The sequence below is a fragment of the Herbivorax alkaliphila genome (assembly GCF_030848475.1).
In the GTDB taxonomy this organism is placed as follows: domain Bacteria; phylum Bacillota; class Clostridia; order Acetivibrionales; family Acetivibrionaceae; genus Herbivorax.
Window position 1 is genome coordinate 1 of record NZ_JAVDDS010000055.1, and the last position, 23,134, is coordinate 23,134.

General features: G+C 29.9%; 19 protein-coding genes. 15 read left to right on the top strand and 4 right to left on the bottom strand.

Features of this window, described 5'->3' with window-relative positions:
* A partial coding sequence (locus RBH29_RS15060) for a carbohydrate-binding protein (RefSeq protein ID WP_306697763.1) occupies positions 1-559 on the top strand: 559 nt, incomplete at its 5' end.
* A 201-nt stretch (positions 560-760) separates the two neighbouring features.
* Here RBH29_RS15060 and RBH29_RS15065 read toward each other — a convergent pair.
* Positions 761-1,690, bottom strand: a complete 930-nt coding sequence (locus tag RBH29_RS15065) for a dockerin type I domain-containing protein (protein WP_306697764.1) — start codon at positions 1,688-1,690, stop codon at positions 761-763.
* A 75-nt stretch (positions 1,691-1,765) separates the two neighbouring features.
* Positions 1,766-2,590: a MerR family transcriptional regulator gene (locus RBH29_RS15070; protein WP_306697765.1), complete on the bottom strand. Its 825-nt coding sequence runs from the start codon at positions 2,588-2,590 to the stop codon at positions 1,766-1,768.
* 354 nt (positions 2,591-2,944) lie between these two features.
* On the opposite strand from RBH29_RS15070, the gene RBH29_RS15075 reads away from it, so the two are divergent.
* From RBH29_RS15075 to bglS, 4 genes are all read left to right on the top strand, one after another.
* Positions 2,945-3,823, top strand: a complete 879-nt coding sequence (locus RBH29_RS15075) for an alpha/beta hydrolase (RefSeq protein WP_306697766.1) — start codon at positions 2,945-2,947, stop codon at positions 3,821-3,823.
* A 31-nt stretch (positions 3,824-3,854) separates the two neighbouring features.
* Entirely contained in the window at positions 3,855-6,050 is a 2,196-nt protein-coding gene (locus tag RBH29_RS15080; protein WP_306697767.1) for a carbohydrate-binding protein, read from the top strand.
* A 298-nt stretch (positions 6,051-6,348) separates the two neighbouring features.
* Complete coding sequence (locus tag RBH29_RS15085) at positions 6,349-7,764, top strand: family 43 glycosylhydrolase (protein WP_306697768.1); 1,416 nt, start codon at positions 6,349-6,351, stop codon at positions 7,762-7,764.
* Between the two features lie 367 nt (positions 7,765-8,131).
* On the top strand, positions 8,132-9,166 hold the full coding sequence (gene bglS, locus RBH29_RS15090; protein ID WP_306697770.1) for a beta-glucanase: 1,035 nt from the start codon (positions 8,132-8,134) through the stop codon (positions 9,164-9,166).
* A gap of 103 nt (positions 9,167-9,269) precedes the next feature.
* On the opposite strand, the gene RBH29_RS15095 is transcribed toward bglS, so the two are convergent.
* The gene (locus RBH29_RS15095; protein ID WP_306697771.1) at positions 9,270-10,337 is read right to left on the bottom strand and encodes a LacI family DNA-binding transcriptional regulator; all 1,068 of its coding nucleotides are present in this window, start codon (positions 10,335-10,337) and stop codon (positions 9,270-9,272) included.
* 406 nt (positions 10,338-10,743) lie between these two features.
* Positions 10,744-12,387: a dockerin type I domain-containing protein gene (locus RBH29_RS15100; protein WP_306697772.1), complete on the bottom strand. Its 1,644-nt coding sequence runs from the start codon at positions 12,385-12,387 to the stop codon at positions 10,744-10,746.
* 270 nt (positions 12,388-12,657) lie between these two features.
* On the opposite strand from RBH29_RS15100, the gene RBH29_RS15105 reads away from it, so the two are divergent.
* From RBH29_RS15105 to RBH29_RS15145, 10 genes are all read left to right on the top strand, one after another.
* Positions 12,658-12,918, top strand: coding sequence for a hypothetical protein (locus tag RBH29_RS15105; RefSeq protein ID WP_306697773.1), 261 nt, complete (start codon positions 12,658-12,660; stop codon positions 12,916-12,918).
* A gap of 86 nt (positions 12,919-13,004) precedes the next feature.
* A complete protein-coding gene (locus RBH29_RS15110) occupies positions 13,005-13,196 on the top strand; it encodes a hypothetical protein (RefSeq protein ID WP_306697774.1) in 192 nt (63 codons plus the stop codon).
* 122 nt (positions 13,197-13,318) lie between these two features.
* A complete protein-coding gene (locus RBH29_RS15115) occupies positions 13,319-14,629 on the top strand; it encodes an AAA family ATPase (protein WP_306697775.1) in 1,311 nt (436 codons plus the stop codon).
* Positions 14,630-14,652: 23 nt separating this feature from the next.
* Positions 14,653-15,111 (top strand): RloB family protein, encoded by a 459-nt coding sequence (locus tag RBH29_RS15120; protein ID WP_306697776.1) that lies wholly within the window; start codon positions 14,653-14,655, stop codon positions 15,109-15,111.
* A gap of 14 nt (positions 15,112-15,125) precedes the next feature.
* The gene (locus tag RBH29_RS17885; RefSeq protein ID WP_373463344.1) at positions 15,126-15,236 is read left to right on the top strand and encodes a hypothetical protein; all 111 of its coding nucleotides are present in this window, start codon (positions 15,126-15,128) and stop codon (positions 15,234-15,236) included.
* 491 nt (positions 15,237-15,727) lie between these two features.
* Entirely contained in the window at positions 15,728-17,146 is a 1,419-nt protein-coding gene (locus RBH29_RS15125; RefSeq protein ID WP_306697777.1) for a DUF262 domain-containing protein, read from the top strand.
* Positions 17,139-18,215, top strand: coding sequence for an AAA family ATPase (locus RBH29_RS15130; protein ID WP_306697779.1), 1,077 nt, complete (start codon positions 17,139-17,141; stop codon positions 18,213-18,215). The genes RBH29_RS15125 and RBH29_RS15130 overlap by 8 nt, the downstream gene beginning before the upstream one ends.
* Positions 18,212-19,084 carry a hypothetical protein gene (locus RBH29_RS15135; RefSeq protein ID WP_306697780.1) on the top strand — a complete coding sequence of 291 codons (873 nt, stop codon included), beginning with the start codon at positions 18,212-18,214 and terminating at the stop codon, positions 19,082-19,084. Before RBH29_RS15130 ends, RBH29_RS15135 begins: the two co-directional genes overlap by 4 nt.
* A 326-nt stretch (positions 19,085-19,410) precedes the next feature.
* Positions 19,411-21,744 (top strand): hypothetical protein, encoded by a 2,334-nt coding sequence (locus RBH29_RS15140; protein WP_306697781.1) that lies wholly within the window; start codon positions 19,411-19,413, stop codon positions 21,742-21,744.
* Between the two features lie 62 nt (positions 21,745-21,806).
* Positions 21,807-23,134, top strand: a 1,328-nt coding sequence (locus tag RBH29_RS15145) for a hypothetical protein (RefSeq protein WP_306697783.1), incomplete at its 3' end; no start/stop codon positions are given.

The following is a 23,134-nucleotide window of genomic DNA, read 5'->3' on the forward strand; positions in this document are numbered from 1 at the left end:
TTCTTCAACTATGGAGATAATAGGAACTGACGATGGTGGAGATGGTATTGGATACATAGAAGATGGAGATACTTTGACATTTAACAATATTGATTTTGGAAGTGGAGCAAATGCTTTTACTGCACGTGTAGCATCTGATGCTGATTCAGCTACAAGTATTGATATAAGATTAAATAGTGCTAGTGGAACACGTATAGGTACATTATCAGTGTCTTCGACAGGTGACTGGGATATATACAGAGAATTATCTACAGATATCAGTAATGTCACAGGAGTAAATGATGTAGTTCTAGTATTTTCAGGTCCTATGAATATTGACTGGTTTACATTTGAAAGTTCAGATGAAAATGGCGGTGGGACAGTAATGCTAGGCGATTTAAATGGAGATGGAGTTATAGACTCAACTGATTCTGCTTTGCTAACAAGACACTTGCTTGAAATAACGCCTCTTACAGGAGATGCTCTTTTAAGAGCTGATTTAAATGGGGATGGAGTTATAGACACTTCTGACTATACATTAATGAGCAGACATATTCTAGGAATTATTGATTCTTTTTAATTAAAGATATTTAATAACAGAAAAATACACATAAAAAATCCAGGACATGATTTGTGTCCTGGATTTTTAGATTAAAGTGAACTCGTTTAGCTAAAGCTAAACATTGAGATTTCAGGTTAAGACTAACGTCACTTAAAGATTTATAAAAAAAACTCCACCTTATAGAAGGTGGAGTCTTATTAAGATAAATATGTTTAGAAATTATTCTTGGACAGGAAAGACTGTATTAATCTCTAATATGTACCTTCTGAGTAAGGTAACATCAGTAGAATCTATAATGCCATCTCCATTTAAATCAGCAGCAGTGGTGTCTTCTAAAGGTGCTATTGTTAAAACATGTCTTTTGAGCAACATATAGTCACTGGAGTCTATAACCCCATCTCCATTTAAGTCACCATATTTAATATCAGGTTGATCAGGAGTAGTATCATCCATAGATTGTAATATATCAATAGTACTATCAAACCAAATATCAGCGATTTTACTATATCCTGAAGGACTTAGATGTAACCTATCGGAAGAAATATCTGTACTGTGTACTAAATCAATATCACTTAGCTTGACAAAATGGACATTATATCCTGCATCAGCTTTTTCCTGAACAACTCCAGGAATAGTTACATTATAATCCACAATACTTTCGGGTACGGGATAGTAATCAGCGACAAATATTGTTATATCAGATTTGAAATTTATAATTTGATCTATTAAGTTGCTAAGTCCTGTGGTATTAATGTTTCCACTCAAAATTGCATCATTTCCACCAATCCACAACAATACCACATCAGGATTAGAATCATTGAGCCATCCATCAATATTACTTGATATCTGTGGAATCGTCCATCCTGAGTGTCCTTCATGATTTCTTTCGGGTAATGTACTTGGACCGCCTCTTTGTGAACCAACAAATTGAACATTAAGTCCTGCATTTTCATAATGATAATATAAATCAGTTCGGTAACCGCCACCTTGAGGATCTCCCATGCCAGCAGTACAGGAATCTCCTATTGGCATTATTCTTATTGGTTCCGATTGTGCAATTGAACCAATAATTCCACCTTGCATAATAATGCTGCTAATCAATAAAGTTAAAATTAGCACCTTTCCAAATTGAATTTTAAATTTGCACATTTTATTACCCCCTTTTATTTTTTAAATATGAAATTTATTGCTAAATCCCATATTAAGTAACAAAATTAAAAAGAACTACTTTTTCTTTATAGAAAAAAACACCTCAGTAACTAGATTATCAGAGGTATTAACTTGATTAGGATTAACTGTATATATTTCATATGGTGATTTTGTCAGCTCGTAGCCTTTTTGCTCTATCCATTCACTCAGTTTTATGTATAAAGATGACAATTCTATATAAGATCCCTTTAAGACAGATTTAGCACAAATACCACCAGGAAGAATCCTAGTCCCATCTACGACTTCTTTTATTGGAATTGCAAATTCTGTATCATTTCCATCTGGATTAAACTCGGTATTATGGTATATAGTCATTGGTCTGCCAAGGGGAGTAAGTTTTTCTAAAGCAATTCTTTCATACAATCTTCCAAAATAACTTCCATAACCTTCAAAGAAATCTTCCTTACTCATTATTTTACGCAAATATAGAATATTCATCGGCTCAGTTTCAACAAGCTCCACATCTATATTGTCAAGATATGACATAATAGGTATGTCGTTTTGTAGGTTTGAAATATCACTATTAATTTGTTTGATTGAGTATTCAAGGCATTTTAATTTTTCTTCCATTTTAATTTTCTTTGACTTAAATTTTGAATAGAGAACTTCTTCTGATTGACGCTTATCTAATTTCATAATATCTTTAATTTCTTCAAGAGAAAAATGATAAGATTTTAAGCGGTCAATATAAAGCATTTTTTTTAGCTGCTTAATGGAATAATACCTGTAACCAGTTTCGGTATTAATCTCATCAGGCTTAATTAAACCAATTTCGTCATAATATCGAAGGGTCTTTGTTGAAACCCTGCATATTTTGGAAAATTCACCAATAGATAGCAAAAAAACACCTCCATTCTCAAAAATTAATATACTTATCTAATATTAACTATATACCTTTACCTAAGGGAAAAGTCAATAGATTTTTTTATAATTTAAAACAAATAATGTGGATAAAACTTTAAAAGTAGCACGCTATCTATTGTGACAAGTCCTGTTGTAGAGAGGGGTGGCTCTTTCTATTTTTTATAAAATTGATAAAAACAGTATATATTCTATTGGAAAAAAAGTCAATTTTATTAGAAAGAAAGTCATGGTGTTTAATGCACAAGGTTGATATCATTATTTATATAGGCATTAAAAGATAAGTGAACTCTAACAATTTAAAAAAATATTACTTGGGGGAGGAATATTGTTGTGTTTAAAAAGAACTTAAACAGGTTTTTAAAAAGTTTAATTTTTCCGTCATTAGTTTTTCCAACGATGGTTAATCCGTCGTTACCAGTCTCAGCTTCTCCACCAACAGGCTTTAATCAGTATAAAAGCAATGTTGAGGGTGGTGAATGCAAAGAAGTAGAGTATCCCTCCTCTACAACTGGTGTTAATCGTAAAGCAATGATATATACTCCCCCTAGATATTCTGAGAGTGATAAATATAATGTTCTCTACCTTTTTCATGGAATAGGTGGCGATCATCTTGAATGGTATAATGGTGGAAATGTTGTTAATATTCTTGATAATTTATATGCAGAAAACAAATTAAAGCCTATGATTGTAGTAATGCCAAATGGTCGTGCTATGAGAGATGATAGAGCAATAGGGGATGCTTTTGCCCCAGATAAGGTAGCTGCATTTGACAATTTTCAAAATGATTTATTTAATGATCTTATTCCCTTTATAGAATCAAACTATTCTATTTTGACTAATCGTGAAAACCATGCAATCGCTGGATTATCTATGGGAGGGGGACAAGCTTTGAATTTTGGGTTAAAGTATCTTGATTACTTTGCTCATGTAGGAGCTTTTTCACCAGCACCTAATACTAATTCCCCAAACGTTCTTTTTGCAGATATAGAAGCAATTATATCTGATTTAAAAACTTTATGGATTTCTTGTGGTGACAAGGATGATTTGTTAAATGTTTCAAAAGGTGTACATAGTTATTGTATAGAGAAAGAGATTCCTCACACATGGCATCTTATTTCAGGGGGACATGATTTTACTTTCTGGAAAGATAGTTTACATCAATTTTTGCAAGTAATTTTTAAAGATGAACAATCTGAGATTTTTAAATAATAAAAAAATAAATTTAGAGGAGGGAACTAATATGAAAAAGAAAGCTATTATGTTACTAGCAATCTTGTTTCCAATTTTTAGTAGCGCACTGGTACTGACATCTTATGGGGTAAATAGTCCAATTGTAAAGGATATAGGCAATTCCAATCCTTTGATAGAGCATAAACTTGGAGCAGACCCCTATGCGATAGTTTTCGATGGAAGGGTATATCTTTATATGTCCAGCGATGCTTATGAGTACAGCAATGGAAGGCTTGTTGAAAATTCTTTTGATAACCTTAACAAAATACATGTTATATCTTCGGCTGATATGGTAAACTGGACAGATCATGGAGCAATTCCGGTGGCAGGTGCTAATGGTCTTAATGATGGAAGAGGTATTGCAAGGTGGGCATGGGGCTCATGGGCTCCAACAGCAACACACAAAGTAATTGATGGCGAAGATAAATTTTTCCTGTATTTTGCAAATACTGGAGCTGGTATAGGAGTGCTTACAGCAGATAGTCCAATAGGACCATGGACAGATCCTATCGGAGGTCCGTTGGTGGATCATAACACTCCTGGAATGGCTGGAGTTACATGGCTTTTTGACCCGGCTGTATTGGTGGACGATGATGGAAGTGGATATCTTTATTGCGGAGGTGGTATACCAGACGACACCTGTGAAGAATCCATTGCAAATCCTGGAACAGGTAGAGTTATTAGATTAGGCGATGACATGATTAGTACAGTCGGAAGTGCTGAAACTATAGATGCTCCGTACTTTTTTGAAGCGGCTGAAATACATAAACATAATGATAGGTATTATTATTCTTATTGTATTAATTTTGCGGGAACGCATCCACCACAATACCCTAAAGGTGAAATTGCTTATATGGTAAGTGATAATCCCATGGGGCCATTTACTTATGAAGGGACTTTTTTAAGAAATCCAGCAGCATTTTTTGGAGTAGGAGGAAATAACCATCATACTGTTTTTAATTTCAGAGATCAGTGGTATGTGGCATACCATGCTCAAACTGTAAGTTTGGAACAGACGGGAGCTGGAAATGGTTATCGCTCTCCGCATATAAATGAACTCCATATTAATCCAGATGGGACAATTGAACAAGTGCAGGCAGATTTTGAAGGTGTTTCACAGCTTGTAAATTTTGACCCTTACAGAAGAAATGAAGCAGAGACTATTGGATGGAGTGCAGGCATTTCAACAGAGGATTGTCAAGCTTCTGGTGGCCCTTTATATAATCAAAATGTAACAAATATAAATGATGGTGACTGGATTGGTGTTGGAAATGTTGATTTTGGATCTATTGGTGCAGGTACGTTTAGAGCAAATGTAGCATCAAATTCAGGTGGTAATATAGAAATACGTTTAGGTAGCCCAACAGGTACTCTTGTTGGAACACTTAGAGTTAGTTCTACAGGAGGCATGCAAGATTGGAGAGTAATGGAAACCAGTGTTAGTGATGTAACTGGAGTTCATGATCTTTTCTTTGTATTTACTGGAAGTGGTTCTGGCAACATGTTTAACTTTGATTACTGGCAGTTTGTAGAAGGTGAAGGACAATTTGAAGAAGATGATGATGATGAAGACGAAGAAGATCAAGAAGACGAAGAAGAAGATCAAAAAGAAAGATGTGCATTTTCAAAATTGGAAGCAGAAGATTACAGCGATTATAATTCTTCAACTCTTGAAATAATTGGTGCTTCTGATGGAGGAAGTGGACTAGGTTATATTGAGAGAGGGGATTATGCAGTATATAGGAATGTGGATTTTGGAAATGGAGCAACATCTTTTAGAGGTATGGTTGCATCTGAACTTGCCACTGATATTGAATTAAGACTAGGCAGTCCAACAGGCACTCTTATAGGTACATTAGAAATTGAAATAACAGGTGACTGGGGTGAGTACGAAGAGCAAATTTGCAGCGTAGATGGAGTTACAGGAGTAAATGACTTGTATCTTGTGTTTTCTTCAGGACCTGTAAATATTGATTGGTTTACATTTGAAAATGAAGATGAAAGTGATACAATAAGATTAGGTGATTTAAATGGTGATGGAAGAATAGACTCAACTGATGCTACATTGTTACAAAGACATTTGCTTGAAATAACGCCTCTTACAGGAGATGCTCTTTTAAATGCAGATATAAATGGAGATGGTGAAATAGACACAATGGACTATGCTTTGGTAACAAGATATATACTTGAGATAAGTGCCTTTTAAAAAACCAGTTGATTTTTAACACATAAGCTTTAGGTGGAGTTCCTACTCCATCTGAAGCTTGTATTAAAAATTCCCTTATAATATAGGTAAAGTTTTAGAATAATATAAAATAATTGATTCAAAATGAGTATTTATTGTTTGATTTTATTCTAAGACTCCACCTTCTATAAGTTGGAGTTACACTTATAAATCTTCAGGTGAAGTTGAGTCTAGACCTGAATCCTCGATGTTTAGCTTTAGCTAAACGAGTTCACTGAGTTTGATGCATTAATTTATAAGATTAAAGGAGGCTATACAATTGTTAAAGCAAGGACTAAATCCATATCTTCCGTCTTGGGAATATATTCCGGACGTGGAGCCCTATGTATTTAATGACAGAGTTTATGTTTATGGTTCTCATGATCGTTTCAATGGTCATGCATATTGTTTGAATGATTATGTTTGTTGGTCTGCTCCAGTTGAGGATCTTTCTGACTGGCGTTGTGAAGGGGTCATTTATAAAAGAACTGATGTAGAAAATAATGAGGATTGTGATAGTTGTCTATATGCACCTGATGTAACCGTTGGGCCTGATGGGAAGTACTATTTGTATTATGTTGACAGCAAACGATCTATAGTTTCGGTTGCTGTTTGTGATACTCCAGCAGGCAAATATGAGTTTTATGGATATGTACATTATTCTGATGGAACTATTTTAGGGGAAGGAGAAGATGATGAACCACAATTTGACCCAGGTGTAATTACCGAGGGGGATAGGACATATCTTTACAGTGGTTTTTGTCCAATTGGTGATAAGTCAAGATCTGGAGCCATGGCAATGGTTCTTGGACCTGATATGCTTACAATTATTGAAGAACCGGTTATTATAGCACCTAGTGAGCCTTATAGTAAAGGAAGCGGATATGAAGGTCATGAATTTTTTGAAGCTCCATCAATGAGAAAAATAGGTGATACTTATTACTTTGTATATTCTTCAATTGCTTTACATGAATTATGTTATGCTACCAGTAAGCATCCGACAAAAGGTTTTGAATACAAAGGAGTTATTGTCAGTAATAACGATCTTCATATTAGTTCGTATAAGCCAGCAGAAAAGCCTATGTATTATGGTGCTAATAACCATGGCAGCATTGTTGAGATAGGTGGAAAGTGGTATGTATTTTATCATAGACATACAAATGGAACTAATTTTAGCAGACAGGGTTGTATGGAACAGATACAAATATTAGAGGATGGAACAATTCCTCAAGTTGAAATGACTTCCTGTGGTCCTAATAATGGGCCGTTAAAAGGATTTGGTGAGTATCCTGCTTATCTTGCGTGTAATTTGTTTTGTAAGGATGAAGCAATGTACACAGATTCTACTGGAGCTTGGATGAATAAGCAATTTCCTAAGATAACTCAGGATGGAGGAGATGGAGATGAAGAAGTTGGCTATATTGCTAATATGAAATCTTCAGCTACAGCAGGTTTTAAGTATTTTGAATGTAAAGGAGTAAAGAAAATAAAGATTAAAGTACGTGGATATTGTCGAGGTGATTTTGAAGTAAAGACTGCTTGGAACGGTTCAGTTCTTGGAAAAATAACGGTGAATTTTTCTAATGTATGGCAAGAATATTCATCTGATATTACAATTCCAGATGGTATTCATTCATTATATTTTACATATAATGGTGAGGGTAGTGCTAGTTTAGCTTCTTTTACATTAGAATAACAAATGCAAACTTGACAGATTTATTTACACAAACAATTTGGCAAGGTATGCATTAGAAATAACTCCAATTCTAAAGGACAAAATCCCTAGACTTAATGGGTTTTGGACGATAAGAATTGGACGTTATTTCTTGTATATTTCTAGACATTTAAGACAAACCACATTTTTTAGAATGCTTGACAACACAAAAAAAGTATTTTATAATAAAATTAACACGTGTTAGTTATTGTATTTACTATATTATTTCAATGTACTTTAATTGGTTATTTCGAAAAAGTACTTCTATAAAGAAACCAATCTATTAAAAGCTATCATCTCCTAGAGGTGGTGAAATTTAATTAATTATTTTTAAGGTGGGAGGTATTAAATGTTTAGAAAATCTTTTTTTTCTTTTACTTTAGTAAGTGCACTTTTAGTAACTTTTATGTTTTCATTTTCAATGAATAGTTTTGCATCTAGGGACATGAGAACAACGGACTTTGAGGTTTATTTTTCAGATTATGATTCAAGTTTATGGGAAAAAGCCGATTGGGACAATGGAGATATGTTTAATTGTATGTGGATGCCAAGCCAGGTTTCAATAGTAGACGGAAATATGACCCTTACATTAGATGATGGAGAGCCAGGTTGTGAATATCCATATAAAAGTGGTGAGTACCGAACTAGAGAATATTTTGGATACGGATACTACGAAGTACGCATGAAGCCTGCAAAAAATCCAGGCATTGTATCATCATTTTTCACATATACTGGGCCTTGGGATGATGATCCATGGGATGAAATAGACATTGAGTTTTTGGGAAAAGATACAACTCAAGTTCAGTTTAATTGGTGGAAAGATGGGCAAGGAAATAATGAATATTATCACCATTTAGGTTTTGATGCATCAGAAAGTTTTAATACATATGGTTTTGATTGGCAACCAAATTCAATTGATTTTTATGTAAATGGAGAAAAAGTCCATACAGGTAATCGAAACATACCTGACACTCCAGGAAAAATAATGATGAATTTATGGCCTGGCAGAGATGTTGATGCTTGGCTTGCACCTTATGATGGAAACACTCCATTAACTGCAGAATATGAATACGTAAAATATTTTGCAGATGGTTATCCAGGTGATGACCCAGGTTATGATTCAGATCCAGGTGATGACCCAGACCCAGGTGATGACCCAGATGACGATCCTACACCTGAGATTATGAAGGGTGATATAAATGGAGATGGTGTAATAGACTCAAGTGACTACACATTATTAACTAGATATTTACTTGAAGTCATAGATGAATTTCCTACATCAGAGGCAAGACAAGCTGCTGATGTAAATGAAGATGGTAAAATTGATTCAACAGATGCAACGCTATTAGGGCGTTATATACTCGATATTATACCAAGTTTATAAGTCATTTATATAAATTTGACAGCCCTTTGACCCTTATTAGAAATAAAACCAGCTGTACCCGTATTGGTACAGCTGGTTTTATTTCTAATAAGAAAGACATTGATTAATCTGTGGATATATTCTTGCAAGACTTTCTTTTTACTATTTTAGCATCAACTACTTTGTGTACAGTTTTTAAATTGCCATTTTCGATGGATTCTATAAGAAGTCCCGCTGTATATTTTGCAACTTCATAAAAAGATACACTGACAGTAGTAAGTGGTGGTGACATATATTCAGATATTTCAGTGTTATCAAAGCCAATTATTGAAATATCATCAGGAATTTTAAGATTTAATTCGCCAATAGCTTTGTATGCTCCTATTGCCATGGTATCGTTACTTACAAATACCGCTGTTGGACGAGGGGAAGACTTTAGAATATTTTTCATAGCCAGATAGCTGCTTGGCTCTGTGAAATCACCATATCCAATAAAATCATCCTTCAAGTTTATATTATAATCCTTTAAAGCTTGCTTGAAACCATCAAATCTATTTTTTCCTGATAACTTTTCTAAATCCCCTGTTATTATGCCAATACGTTTATGTCCAAGTTCAATAAGGTACTTTCCAATATCATAAGCTGCCTTATAATTATTAATATTTACGTATATCGCTCTGTCCTTATTAAAATCGTCCGTTTCAATATCTACAGCAGCTAGAAAAAATTCTTTTTTCATTTGCTTTAGTATTTTTTTATAATCTTCTTTATTGCTGCCAATAATTACTCCACCGTCAATCCTTTTTTCATAAAAAGCACTTTGTATTTTCCACAATTCACTGGTAGAATAGATAGTTGATATTAAAACATAATAATTTGTTTTATTAGACTGATCAATGAAAGCATTAATAAATGGTGCAAAAAAAGTATTACCATACAATAGAGCTTCATTATTTTTTATAACATGATGTGGAGTTTCATCATCTTTAATATCAACAACAAACACACCTAGTGTGGAATTTTTTATTCCTGCCAATTTTCTTGCCGATGCATTTGGATAATAATTATATTCTTTTATTGCTTTTAAAACTTTTTCCCGTGTCGCAACAGGTATATCCGGATAATTGTTAATTACACGGGATACGGTACTCCTAGATACACCAACTATTTTTGCAATGTCTTCACTTTTCATAAAAAAACCATCCTTTTGTATAAGGGATTAAATCTTGTTGTGAGCATATAAAAAGAAATGCTCTTTTAAAATGTCTATTCCTTAATAATATGCAAAGATTAAATTCATTTATATCTTATTTTGAAGCTTCACCTTCTATAAGGTGGAGTTCATCTTATAAATTTTCATGTGGAGTTTAGTCTCCACATGAAGTTCCGATGTTTAACTTTAGCTAAACAAGTTCACTTACAGTATATCATAGAATTTATTTCACCACTAGAAGTTAATATTTATTCCATGTTTCATCTACCTAAATAACGTGCACTTATTTAAGTGAGTTTGCCATTTAAAAAAGAGCTGCTACACAACTAACTTACTTAGTTTAACATTGTGTAGCAGCTCTTTTTTTGATGTATGTAATTAATTATTATTGGATTACAACAGTTGCTATTGATTGAGAAGGAAGATAAACAGTATTACCTTCACCAAGACTACCAATAAATTCTGTTTTTTCATCATCGCTTGTTCTATATACTTCAGAATCAGATGCTAGAAAACCATCAAAATCTAATGCTACTGTTTCTGAGGAAGATGATGTATTTAACAAAACAACTGACATGGATTCTTCGTCTGGACAAATATATGCTGATATTTTTATATCATCTAAATCCATTGATGCATCAACACGAGTATAGCCAGGTTTTATAAATTTAGAATACTGCTTTAAAGCATAATATTTATCAGTTACAATATATCCATTTGGTGTTGTCCATTCGCTATTATCCCAAGGGAATTCTAGTGTTACAAGGCTTCCATGTTCCCATATTAAATCCCAGTACAAGTACATGGATACATTTCCTTTAGTAAGGCTGTTATGCATAATCCATGCAGTGTTAAATGCATTACCACGGTAGAATTCTGTTTGGTATTTAGGCATATCTGGATAATTGTTATTAATATTTTCTAATTCATTGTTAAATGAATCAGGATCATCTTCGTCTCCTCCATGGTATAAATGAAAAGCTAATCCGTCTAAATGATCAATATTTAATCCACTCATGTAACCATCAAAATTGTTGTACCCAATGCCAAGAACTTCAGGACCTAATATTTTAGGAGGGTTGTCCATATCTGTATGAAGTTTATTATAAACAGCTTCAAGGGCTTTTCCATATGCAGCGTTGCTTCCATTTTCGTCTTTATCAAAAAGACAGGATTCATAAGATGTTTCTATATCAGGTTCATTCTGTATACTAATATAATCAGGCACAATACCAATTTCTTCATACTCTTTTAGTGAATCATACCAAAAGTCTGCAAATTGATCATATACAAATTCTCCATTTTCTTGTTTTAACGTTCCACCTGCATTAGATTCATTAGACTTTAAATATGTTGGTGGAGACCATGAAGACATCATTATTTTTAAATCATCACCAACAGAGTTTCTAGCTTCTTCAACAATCTCTTTAGCAGAAGGATCAAAGGAAACTTCATCTTCATATGTAATGTACCAATTATTAAGTCTTAGTACACTTAATCCAAGTTCATCAAATATAACATCATATATCTCAGCCTTATTAGGGTGATCTATAAGCCAATTTTGATAAAATGCAATTGATGCCCCAAAACCTTCAATTGTCTGATGTTTCGTATTAGTGTCAACATACCCAGATATAGCATCGATATCCTCTTCATCCTCTTCATCCTCTGCAACAGGAAATTCGTCAATAACATCAAGTATATACCTGCTCATAAGAGTAGCATCTGTAGAATCTATTATTCCATCTCCATTTAGGTCAGCTACTTCTAAATTTCCAACAGGAAATTCATCGATAATTTCGAATATAAATCTTTTCAATAGTACATAATCATTTGAATCTATTACCCCATCACCGTTTAAATCACCATAAACTTGTGGCGAGGAAAGAGACTCATATGCCATTTCACCATCTGTGTCTGTATCAGCAAATCCCGTTCCAGACAGACTAAATACTCCTAAGAGTAAAGCACCAATTAAAAGAAATCTTAAGGAATTAGTTAATTTTACTCTTTTCTTATAAATTTTCATTTTTTTTACCCCCTCTAAAATATATTATTCATTATAACATTCGTTATAATGATTTAATTTTATATGTACATATAATGATATCTACTTTTTAAATAAAATTCCATGATTTTTTTTAAAAAGAAATTGACTTATTTTAAGATGGTTTTAATTTAAGTTTATATATGCTCTTATTAAGAAGATGGAGTCTTAGAATAAGATAAATCAGGGGTGTTATGTTTGGAAATAATATGATATAATGATTAAAAAAGTGATTGAGTACGAGGTGTGAAAATGAGTGACAGAGAACTTTTGGAAGTCATTGCTGATCAAATGGGCAAACTAACAAATGAAGTTTCAGGGCTTAAAATTGAACAGAAAAAAACAAATAAAGAAATACAAGTATTAAGCAACACAGTCGCAAGGATTGAGCAAGAACACGGAAAGAAACTTGATGTTTTGTTTGATGGATATGTACAGAATAATGACAGGCTAAATAGAATTGAAAAAGCTGTAGAAAAACAAGAAGAATATATATTAAAGAGAGTAAAATAATGGATGTTAAAGTATGTTTTATTAAAAAGAAATTTTCTAAACGTAAAAATACAGAGAACTAAAATGACATAAAGATTTTTGGTTTCATGAGAGAAACTACAGAAGAACATACGGTTTTTTTACAAAAAACAAATAATTATTTCAATAATTCAATTTTAAGGAAATTTGTGAATGGAGATGAAGTAAAGATTAATTTAAAAAGGATATTATCATTAACAGCAGAAATAACGAATTATAAGATGACTTTTATTGATTTAAATAATACAGTATACAATTAACTTTATTAATTGATTTTGAAGAAATTTTGAAAAATGAGAATAATTAATTGACAATTGGGCAGGATAGAGCATATAATAATAATATGAATTTGCAAAAATATTGCAAAATGGAGGTTGGTTATATGCTACTAGAGTTTAAAGCAAAAAATTATAAATCTTTTAAGGATGAGACTTCTTTTTCATTAATACCTGCTCCAAAGCAAAAAGGATTAGATTACAGTATTTTAAAAAAGAAAGTTGGTTCTAAAATACATAAGGGACTTTGTTCAGCAGTGATTTATGGACCTAATGCAGCTGGTAAAACAAATATTATAGGGGCAATGGAAGTTTTTAAAGCTATTGCTTTGCGTGGAAATATTAGAAATAATGATGATGATGATAATCATCCTAACACTGCTGTTAATGCATTAGAGTTGATTCCTAATAATTTAAATCAAAATAATGAGCCAGTTGAATTTTCGATAAAGTTTATTGAAAACAATATTTTATTTCAATACCAGCTTTCAATTGATATTGGAACGTTTTTAGATAGTGATTACAAGAGACAAGTTTTATTCGAGGAATTGTCTGTTAATGAAAAGATGATTTATTCAAGAAGTGAAAAACTTGAATTTGGTGACTTTGATGCTATTAAAGAATATTTAGTTAATGAATTTGAAGGCAATATAGAAGGTGTAAAATCTATTGCAAAGAATAATTTAGTTGATGAAGAGCTGTTTTTAACGAATGGTTTTAAAACAATGTTTAGTGCAAAGTTAGTGGGAATAATAAATAATTGGCTAGACAACAAATTCACAATTGTTTACAGGGCTAATGCTCTTAAGTTAACTCGAAAATTTTCAGATTCAAAAAAACAACGGGTATATGTTGAAAAAACTATTGATGATGCTGCAAAGCTGTTCGGTATTAACTCAAATGCACTAGGATATATGATTAGAGAAGGCGAGTCTGAAGCAAAACTATGTTCTATATTTAAAGATAACAAAAGAAGCACAGCTATACCTGCTGAGATTTTTGAATCATATGGAACTATCAGATTTGTTAATATGTTTCCGCTAGTAATTAATGTTTTGCAAAATGGTGGAACTTTGATTGTTGATGAATTTGATGCTTCAATTCATCCTATGGCACTAATTAGCATTATTAATATTTTTCATAATGACGATATAAATACAAATAAAGCACAGCTTGTATTTAATACACACAACCCCATATTTTTGAATTCTAATGTTTTTAGGAGAGATGAATTAAAGTTTGTAGAACGTGATGATGAAACAAATTTTAGTACTCACTATTCACTATCTGATTTTAGGACTTCGGGTAAAAATGGTGTTCGACTCCATGAAGACTATATGAAAAATTATTTTGTAAGTCAATATGGTGCAATTAAAGACATTGACTTTACTTCTATTTTTGAAAGTTTTTTAAATTAGCATTAAGAAAAGAGGTGTGACTAATGCTAAAAAAGAAAACAAAAAAATATTATTTTTCTGTGGAAGGAGAAACCGAAAAATGGTATTTTGATTGGTTGCAGGAAAAAATAAATAGTGAACCTGATGCTAAATGTAAAGTTAATATTGAAAAGGAAAAGTGTAAAAATCCAAAATCATGGGTAAAGAAATTAAAGATTTTTTCAAAAATAAGTATTACAAACGTGTTTGATTATGAGGGCAATGATAAAGAACATGTTGAAAATTTTAAACGAACATTAAAACTAATGAAAGAGGCATCTCAGCTTGGAAAGCAGATTAAATATAATTTAGGGTATAGTAATTTCACATTTGAATTATGGATGATTTTACATAAAATTGATTTTAATAAACCTCTTTCGAATAGAGACCAGTACCTTCAATATATAAACAGTGCATATAATCAAAGTTTTAAAAGCCTTATAACTGTCAGGCAAGATCAGTAGCAATATTTGTTAGTTTGAGTAAGCTGGGTAAATTAGAAGAAATGCTAAATGATAAAGAAAAATTTAAGAGTATTTATTTGAAAGAGAAAAATGAAAGTGTGCAGATATCAATGTTTGATATATAGGTTAGTTTATTGTATTTTTATAGATGAGTATTTTATAACGTATGGATTTAACATTAAGAAAAAATTTACCAAGTAACCCTTTACATAAGGGGATTTATGCAATACAATTATATCAAGTGAAATTACTGATGGTACAAGGATAGAAAAGAATTTTGTATTACTAAAGCAAAAAGAAAAAATATGAAAATACATTATATTCTTTATGTATAAATGTTTTTTTAAAATATAGTGTTTAAGAAGTTGAGTTTAAAAAAATCCCAAAGCGTTTATTTAGAAGGAATAAAGCTGATATAAATAGATTAGAACCCAATGACTATACTTAAATTGAAAAATCTGAAGAAATCCAAGAAGAATAATTGTTGAAATATATTATTTATATACAATATTATGTGTAACGATAGGAGGTTAATTTCCTATAGGTTCAGTTGATGAAGCTTAATAGAAATAGAACTAATAGAAAATAATAGATAAAATATAAAGGTGTGAAGTTAATGCAAAGCATAAAAAAGGTTAGATTTGAAATAGAAATTAATGAAGATATGGTTTTATTAGAATTTAAAGAAAACGATGAATCCCAAAACAGTTTTATTACAAAAGAAGGTATCAATATACAAGCAAAAATTCAAAATGATACACATTGCTATGAAGCCAAAAGAGTTGATAATAAAGACTTTTTAAAAGAGTATACAGGTAAGCTAGTTGATCTTTTTATTAATAACTACAACCAAAATACTAAACAGATGATAGATGATTTGGAAGATGGTGTTGAGACTACTTCAGAGGATGAAAATACTGAGGCTAATATTATAGTACCATATGATCCAAATTCAATAAGAGTTACTCAAGCTAGATTCTCATTAAGAGAAATATATGAAATGATTGTAGGTAGTGAATTTGATGAACCAATTTTAGATTTATCTCCAGATTTTCAAAGAAATTATGTTTGGGATAGTACAAGAAAGTCTAGATTAATTGAATCAATTTTATTAAAAATACCTCTACCTGTGTTTTATCTTGCACGAGACAATGAAGGAAAGTATCAGGTTGTCGATGGTGTACAAAGATTGTCTGTTATAAAAGAATATTTTTCTAATAGTTTTAAACTGAGGAATTTAGAGTATTTAAAAGAGGATTGTGATAATAAATATTTTCAAAAAAGCCCTAGCACTTCCTTGCATCCTAAATTTGTAAGGCAATTAAAAGCCTATCAGATTGATTGTAATATTATTGAACCTGATACACCACATAAAGTAAAACTAGATATTTTCAAAAGATTAAATACTGGCGGTAAGAGTTTAAATGCTCAAGAGATAAGAAATTCTATTTTGAGGAAAAATTCTAGAGATTTTATAAGGCAATTATCAAAGTCAGAAGAATTTAAAAAAGCTACTAGTAATAGTATTTCGCCTAAAAGAATGATGGATCAGGAGTTAATACTTAGATATATAGGGTTTTACCTTATTTACAAAAAGCAGGATTTATTCACTGACCTTAATTATAATAGCTTGATGGATGAGTTTTTGGATAATGTTGTAGAAGTTTTAAACAGCGAGTATAAGAAGTTTCCTTTTGAAACTATTAAAAAAGATTTTCATATTGCTATGGAAAATGCGTATATAATGTTTGGTGATTATGCCTTTAGAAAAGTTGATGTAGACTTTAGTGATGAAGCAAAAAACAAGATAAACAAATCTTTGTTTACAGCATTTTCTGTACTAATTTCAAGATATGATACTTCTGTAATAAAAGAGAGAGGAAATATTACAAAAGAGTTTGCTGAGAGACTAGATAGGGATAAGTATCTTTATAATTCTATAACATATGCAACTAGTGATAAAACCAGAGTTGATACAACTTTTTTGCGGATTGACGAATTTTTAGAGTCAATATATGGAGGTAAATATGATTAAAAGCATACAAATTAAAAATTTTAAGTGTTTTGAAGACATTACAGTAAAACTAAATCATGCCAATCTATTATTAGGTACAAATTCAGGTGGAAAGTCTTCACTTATTCAAGCATTATTATTATCAGAAATGTCTTTAGATAAAAGTTGTAATAATAATGGTAAGAGTTTAGATATTATAACCAATAAATATGGTTTAAATCTTTATTCTTTTAATGAGATTCTTTATGAAGAAGCTTTTGATGAATTATTTACCATTACTCTGAATTATAGCAATGAAAAATGTACTATAAAATTTTCTCCTACTGATGATAACAATGTTTTATCACTAAATGTTGATAAAAATGAATATGCCTCTGATGATTTAATATATTTAAGCTCGGATAGAAATATTTCAAACATTCAAAAGAACGGTAATGTTAATAGTATTAATCTTGGAGAAAATAACGAGTATTTAGGTTATATAATTGAAAAAGGGCAAAAAAACTTAATTTCTATTGATAAAAAAAGAAACCATTGGGATTACAAAGAAACAAAACTTTTTGATATTCAAATGAATAACTGGTTAAATTTTATATTGCCTGGTAACAGGGTAACAGCAAAAAGTTATAGTTTAGATAATAACATTTCTATTTTATTTGGAGATAAATCTACGTTTCATTATACTAATGTTGGATATGGAATTTCTTTTGTGCTTCCAATAATTGTGGCAGGACTAATAGCGAAGAAGAACTCTATTTTAATTATTGAAAACCCAGAATTACATTTGCATCCAAAAGCCCAATCTAATATAGCTTCTTTTTTGTCAGTTGTTGCATCTTCGGGAGTTCAAGTTATTATAGAAACCCATAGTGATCACATTGTAAATGGATTTAGAAAAGCAGTATTAAGTGATGAAATTCAATTAAACCATAGAGACATGAGTATTAATTATTTCAATGTTGAAAAAAAATGTAAGGTTGAAGAGATAGTTTTAAATGAGAAAATGGAAATAGATCATTGGCCAGAGGGCTTTATGGATCAAGAAGAGAATGATTTATTAGATATTAGAAAAATGAGGATGAGAAAATGAATAAAACTATTGCAATTAATTCTGAAACTTTTTTAAACACTATTTTATTAGATGAAAGTAATTTAAGTGATTTTATTTCAATTATTGATATTATAAAACCACTTGCATATACCATTTCATTACCCTCCGATGAACACTACTTAAATGAAATCTACGAAATGATTTACGCTAAATCAAAAAATGAAGATATCAGAATACTTAGCAAAATGTTTGAAAAGATAGTTAAGGTTATTGAGGTTTCTGATTATGAAAAACTTATTAATGAAATAAATCAATTAATTGAAATAGAATCCTCATCTTTTAAGAAAATATTACAAAACAATGATGAATTCAATTATAATAATAAAATTGTTGAGTATAAAAAGGATGACATAAAAGGATTAAGAAATATATCTAATATAGACCAACTAAAACAAGTACTTTTATTGTTTTGTATATGTTTTGACGAAATAAATGATTTTATTAATGAGCTAAAGCTTATTCTTGCGGAAATTGTTTTTGATAGAGATATTGTAGACTCTATAAAAAAACTAAGTGATGGATTTGAAAGAAGAAAGAGAGAAATTATATATCATTTGTATTATATAGATAAAGAAATACCCGATATTTTAAAAAGTAATATAAGTTATAAAGATATTGGTGAGAAAATGTCTATTGATTGTTCGCCAGAACGTGACAGAAAAAAAGTAAATGAGCAATTAAGTAGAATTATAGATAATGTGAAGATTAATTGTGAACTTCACACAAAAATGAAAAGAATTTCAAATGAAGCTCCTGATAGAATTTACTTTTGTCCATCAGTACCAAAAGGTGTAAGTGAAAATCTGTTTGGTAAAATATATGTTTATAAAATTTCTAGGCACGCATAACTAAAAGTTTTTACATGGTAATGTTCATATATAGCTGAGGATACTCATCAAATAACAACACGCATATCTTTTTTTCTCAAGTTAAATTACATGTTGTAATATAAAAATCTTCATTGGAATAAGAAAACTTGAAAAAAGCATAATCTTACAACAAAATAAACAAAACAATTGTTTTCTATTTACATATGTGTGAAACATATGATAAAATATTTGTCAAGAGTTGCAAAAAAGAAAAATAAAAGGTCTAAATATGTCAGTCTAAATAAAAAAGTGTTTCATAGTGAAGTTTATTATTGGTTTTAAAACTAAAACAAGGAGTAATTGCAATGCAAAAAAATGGAGCAAACAAACGGCAACATATTTTCTTTGTATTTACTATTGAAAGCGACATAAGTTTATACTCGAAGTGTTTTAAATTCATAAGTAAAATAGAACAAGATGCTACAATAATAAATAGCGATGATATTAATTTTAAAATTGAAATATTTCAAAATACTGATAGTAATAAAAACGACAAAAAATGTATTGAACAAATAGAATATAAAAAGAAAAAAAATCAGTTAAATAAACTTGAGCCAGATCCGAATCGTTTGAAAAACTTGAATAATTTTATTAAAGAAAATGAAAAGAATAAGTCTCTATTTAGATATTACTTTCGTATTGATTATAAAAAACAAAAGGAAAAACAACAAGACATTGTTCAGTTGCAATATTTTGCATTGATTAGGCGTATGTATGAGAACAAATGTTATTTAAGTATTATATCTTCTGATGAGGGTTATAAAAAAAGGTTTTCATATTACATGCTTTTTGAAAGTTTATCAAAATTGAAAGAATGGAAAATATATGTTGCAAATCTCACTAAAAAGAAATATAAATTAACAGGCTCGTGTCTAGAAAAAAATTTTTTTTACAATAATGTATATTTTATAGATATTTCAAAGGCAAAACTTAAAATTTCTAGATTAGATATTCATGGAATTGGTAGCTTAAATAAATTTTTACCTCTTATTAGAATTGATAGAAGTAGTTATTATGTTTTTTCAAACACTGTTGAAGATTATTTTAAGTCTTTTGAAAATGTAAGTAATGAATCTGATAATAGCTCAAATATTGATAGAGATTATATATATAAAATTCATAAAGAGTACTTCTCAAACCAAGCTAATTCTAAAACAGATATAAAAGATGAAAATGAATTTAATATCAATTTATATGAATTGATAATTAAAGATATTTGCATAGATTTATTAAAAGATTCTCGGGTATTAAATAAAGATAAAGAAGAAAATGAAAAGAAATATAAATTGTTTAAAAACATGTCGATGCTTTCCTTTTTGTTTTTTTCTGTATTTTGTAAATATGTAAAAAAAGAAAGTAAAGACATTGATTCACAAGAAATAAAAAGCATATTACAAGCTTCACAAGATTTTGCTGACGGAGCTTTACAACTCATTGAAAACGTTATAAATTATGCAAAAGAAGGATATTTGAGTTTTCGTATACACGGGAAAAATAGCTCATATTTAGAAAACAACTATAAAGAATATGAACTATTAGAAGACTATTATATTGAATTAATAATTTCTGATTTAAATGATAAATTTAATATACCAAATCAATTTATATTTAATTTAAAGAACCAAAGTGAAAATAAAGAAATTTGTCCAGAATTAAAAGAAAAGATGATTAAGAGAATTAGTTTATCTAATTTTTTTGAACCAGATAAAGAAATGCAAAAATTATGGACAAAGTTTTATGAGTATCCAAACAATATAACAAATCATTATGGCCTGCAAATTTTTGATTCTTCAGTTAAGTCACATAAAGGTTTCTTTAGAGTAAAAAGCTCCAAAGGTTTTGAAATTAAAAAGAATGAATTTTATGTTAGAAATTATAATCCCAAAAAAAATTTTAATAATAATGATTATGAAAAGTGGCATCTTCCAGGAACACAATACAGGGTATTACTTCCATTAAGAAAACGAGATGAGCAAAAAAGAGTAGGTCTAAATATATCACTAAACTATAAAGATGAATCATTAAACAACGATTGGAAAGAAGTTAGAATTAGTTCAAAAGAAGAAATAAAAGAATTAACAGATGATTATACAGATTCAATAATTAAATTAACACAAGAAGGTAAAAAACAAAAAATAAATCAAGTTGCGTCAACTTTGTGTGAAAAATATAATGATAAACATTTTTATGTTATCGAAGTTATGAACATTAATAAAACAAAATGTATTGAAATATTATCAAAAGCACTTATATCTTTCATTACCAAAAATAAAGAAAGTATGCTTAGAATTGCATTAATAGGTGCATCTAATGAATTTATAATAAATTTCACTCGCTGTTTTTCGGTTTTTTATAATAAAGTAGGCGAATGTGCTTCAATGGAAAATGTACACATTTATGCTTGTAATAATACTTTATCAACTGAAGTTGTGTTTGAAGGAAAAACAATTGAATCTGCTTTATACACTAGTGAGTTTCTTGCAAATGCAAAAGGAGAGTTCAATGAATGTTTAGATATAATGAGTGGTATACTTAATAATAGAGTTAAGAGCAATTTAAAAGACAAGGATACTATTTCAATTATTCCTTTTGATATATTGATCAAAGATGGAAATATGACAATATTTGAAAAAAAGTAGAAGAAGATTTAAAAAGGGATATTCAAAAAGAGCCATTTGGATGTTGTCTAAATGAAATCCATATGCGAATAGGATCAAAAATGCATATTGTAGATAAGTTTTATGAAGCGTCTTTACTATTTAATTCAAGTCATTATACTTCAAGATTTGCATATTTATTATCTGTTAACATTAAGGATAAACTAGAAGACAATATGAAAGATAATATTGTTTTAGTGGGATATGAAACTTATTCTGAAATGCTAATTTATGAAACTAAAAAAATATTAAAAAAAGTGTTTGAAATTGATTGTAGCTATATTATTTTTGAACAAAAAATACATCCGGAATTCAGGTTTTTTACTGAGGAAATGAAAGATGCATATTTTGCTATAATAGTACCTATAAATAGCACGCTTACAACACATAGTAAAGTTACAGCTGAATTAAAAAGAAAAATTAAAAACGATATAGAGGAAAGAATAATTGTAAATTTAGCAGTTATTTTAATTAGAGATTCAAATGATAAAATTGATAATTTATCTATCATTGAAAAACAATACTGGAGTGAATTTGATAAGAGTAACAGAATAGTTAAAACTAAAACAACTACTCCAGAATCTGTATATTACAATGTATTGGTAGATAGTAAATGGCAGGAACCTTTGTCGTGTATAAAGTGTTTTCCTGAAAATTTACTTGACGAAAAACCAATTGTTGAAGCTAATAATGCGTCGGTAGTTCCTATGACTATGATAGGATTAAAAGAGAAATATACAAACATTAGTAATGGTTCGAGTAAAAAAAGTAATATAGATCTTTTAAAAAAGCACATGTTATATGGTCACTTTACGAGAAAAAGAAATCATTACTCGTTTTATTTTAAAACTGGAAGATTATTTCAATACATAAAAAAAACAAAGACAAAAAACCAGGATTTTATTAGATGGATGGTAAAATTAAAAAAAGCAATAGATGATCAAAAAGATACGTTGTTATCTCAAGGTTATAATTTTATATATGATATAATTGTAGCTCCTATTCATACAACTAATGCTGCTTTTGTAGAAGAAATTAATTCTCATGTTTTTAACAATGCACCAATTGTAATATACTTAGATAGCGATAGAGAATATAGGGACAATGTAAAAACTAAATATAGCAATATAACAACATTGTATAAAAACATAAAAAATGCCAAAAGAAAATCAGTCATTAATTTTCATTTTGTTGATGATACAATTGTATCTGGTAATACATTTTATCGAATAAAAAGTTTAATACGTTCGTTATTTTCAAATACAATAATAGAAAAAACAGATGAAATTAAAATTAATCTATTTCAGAATATTATTACGTTACTAAACAGATGCTCAAAAGATACAATTTTAAATTATATTGATGATACGAG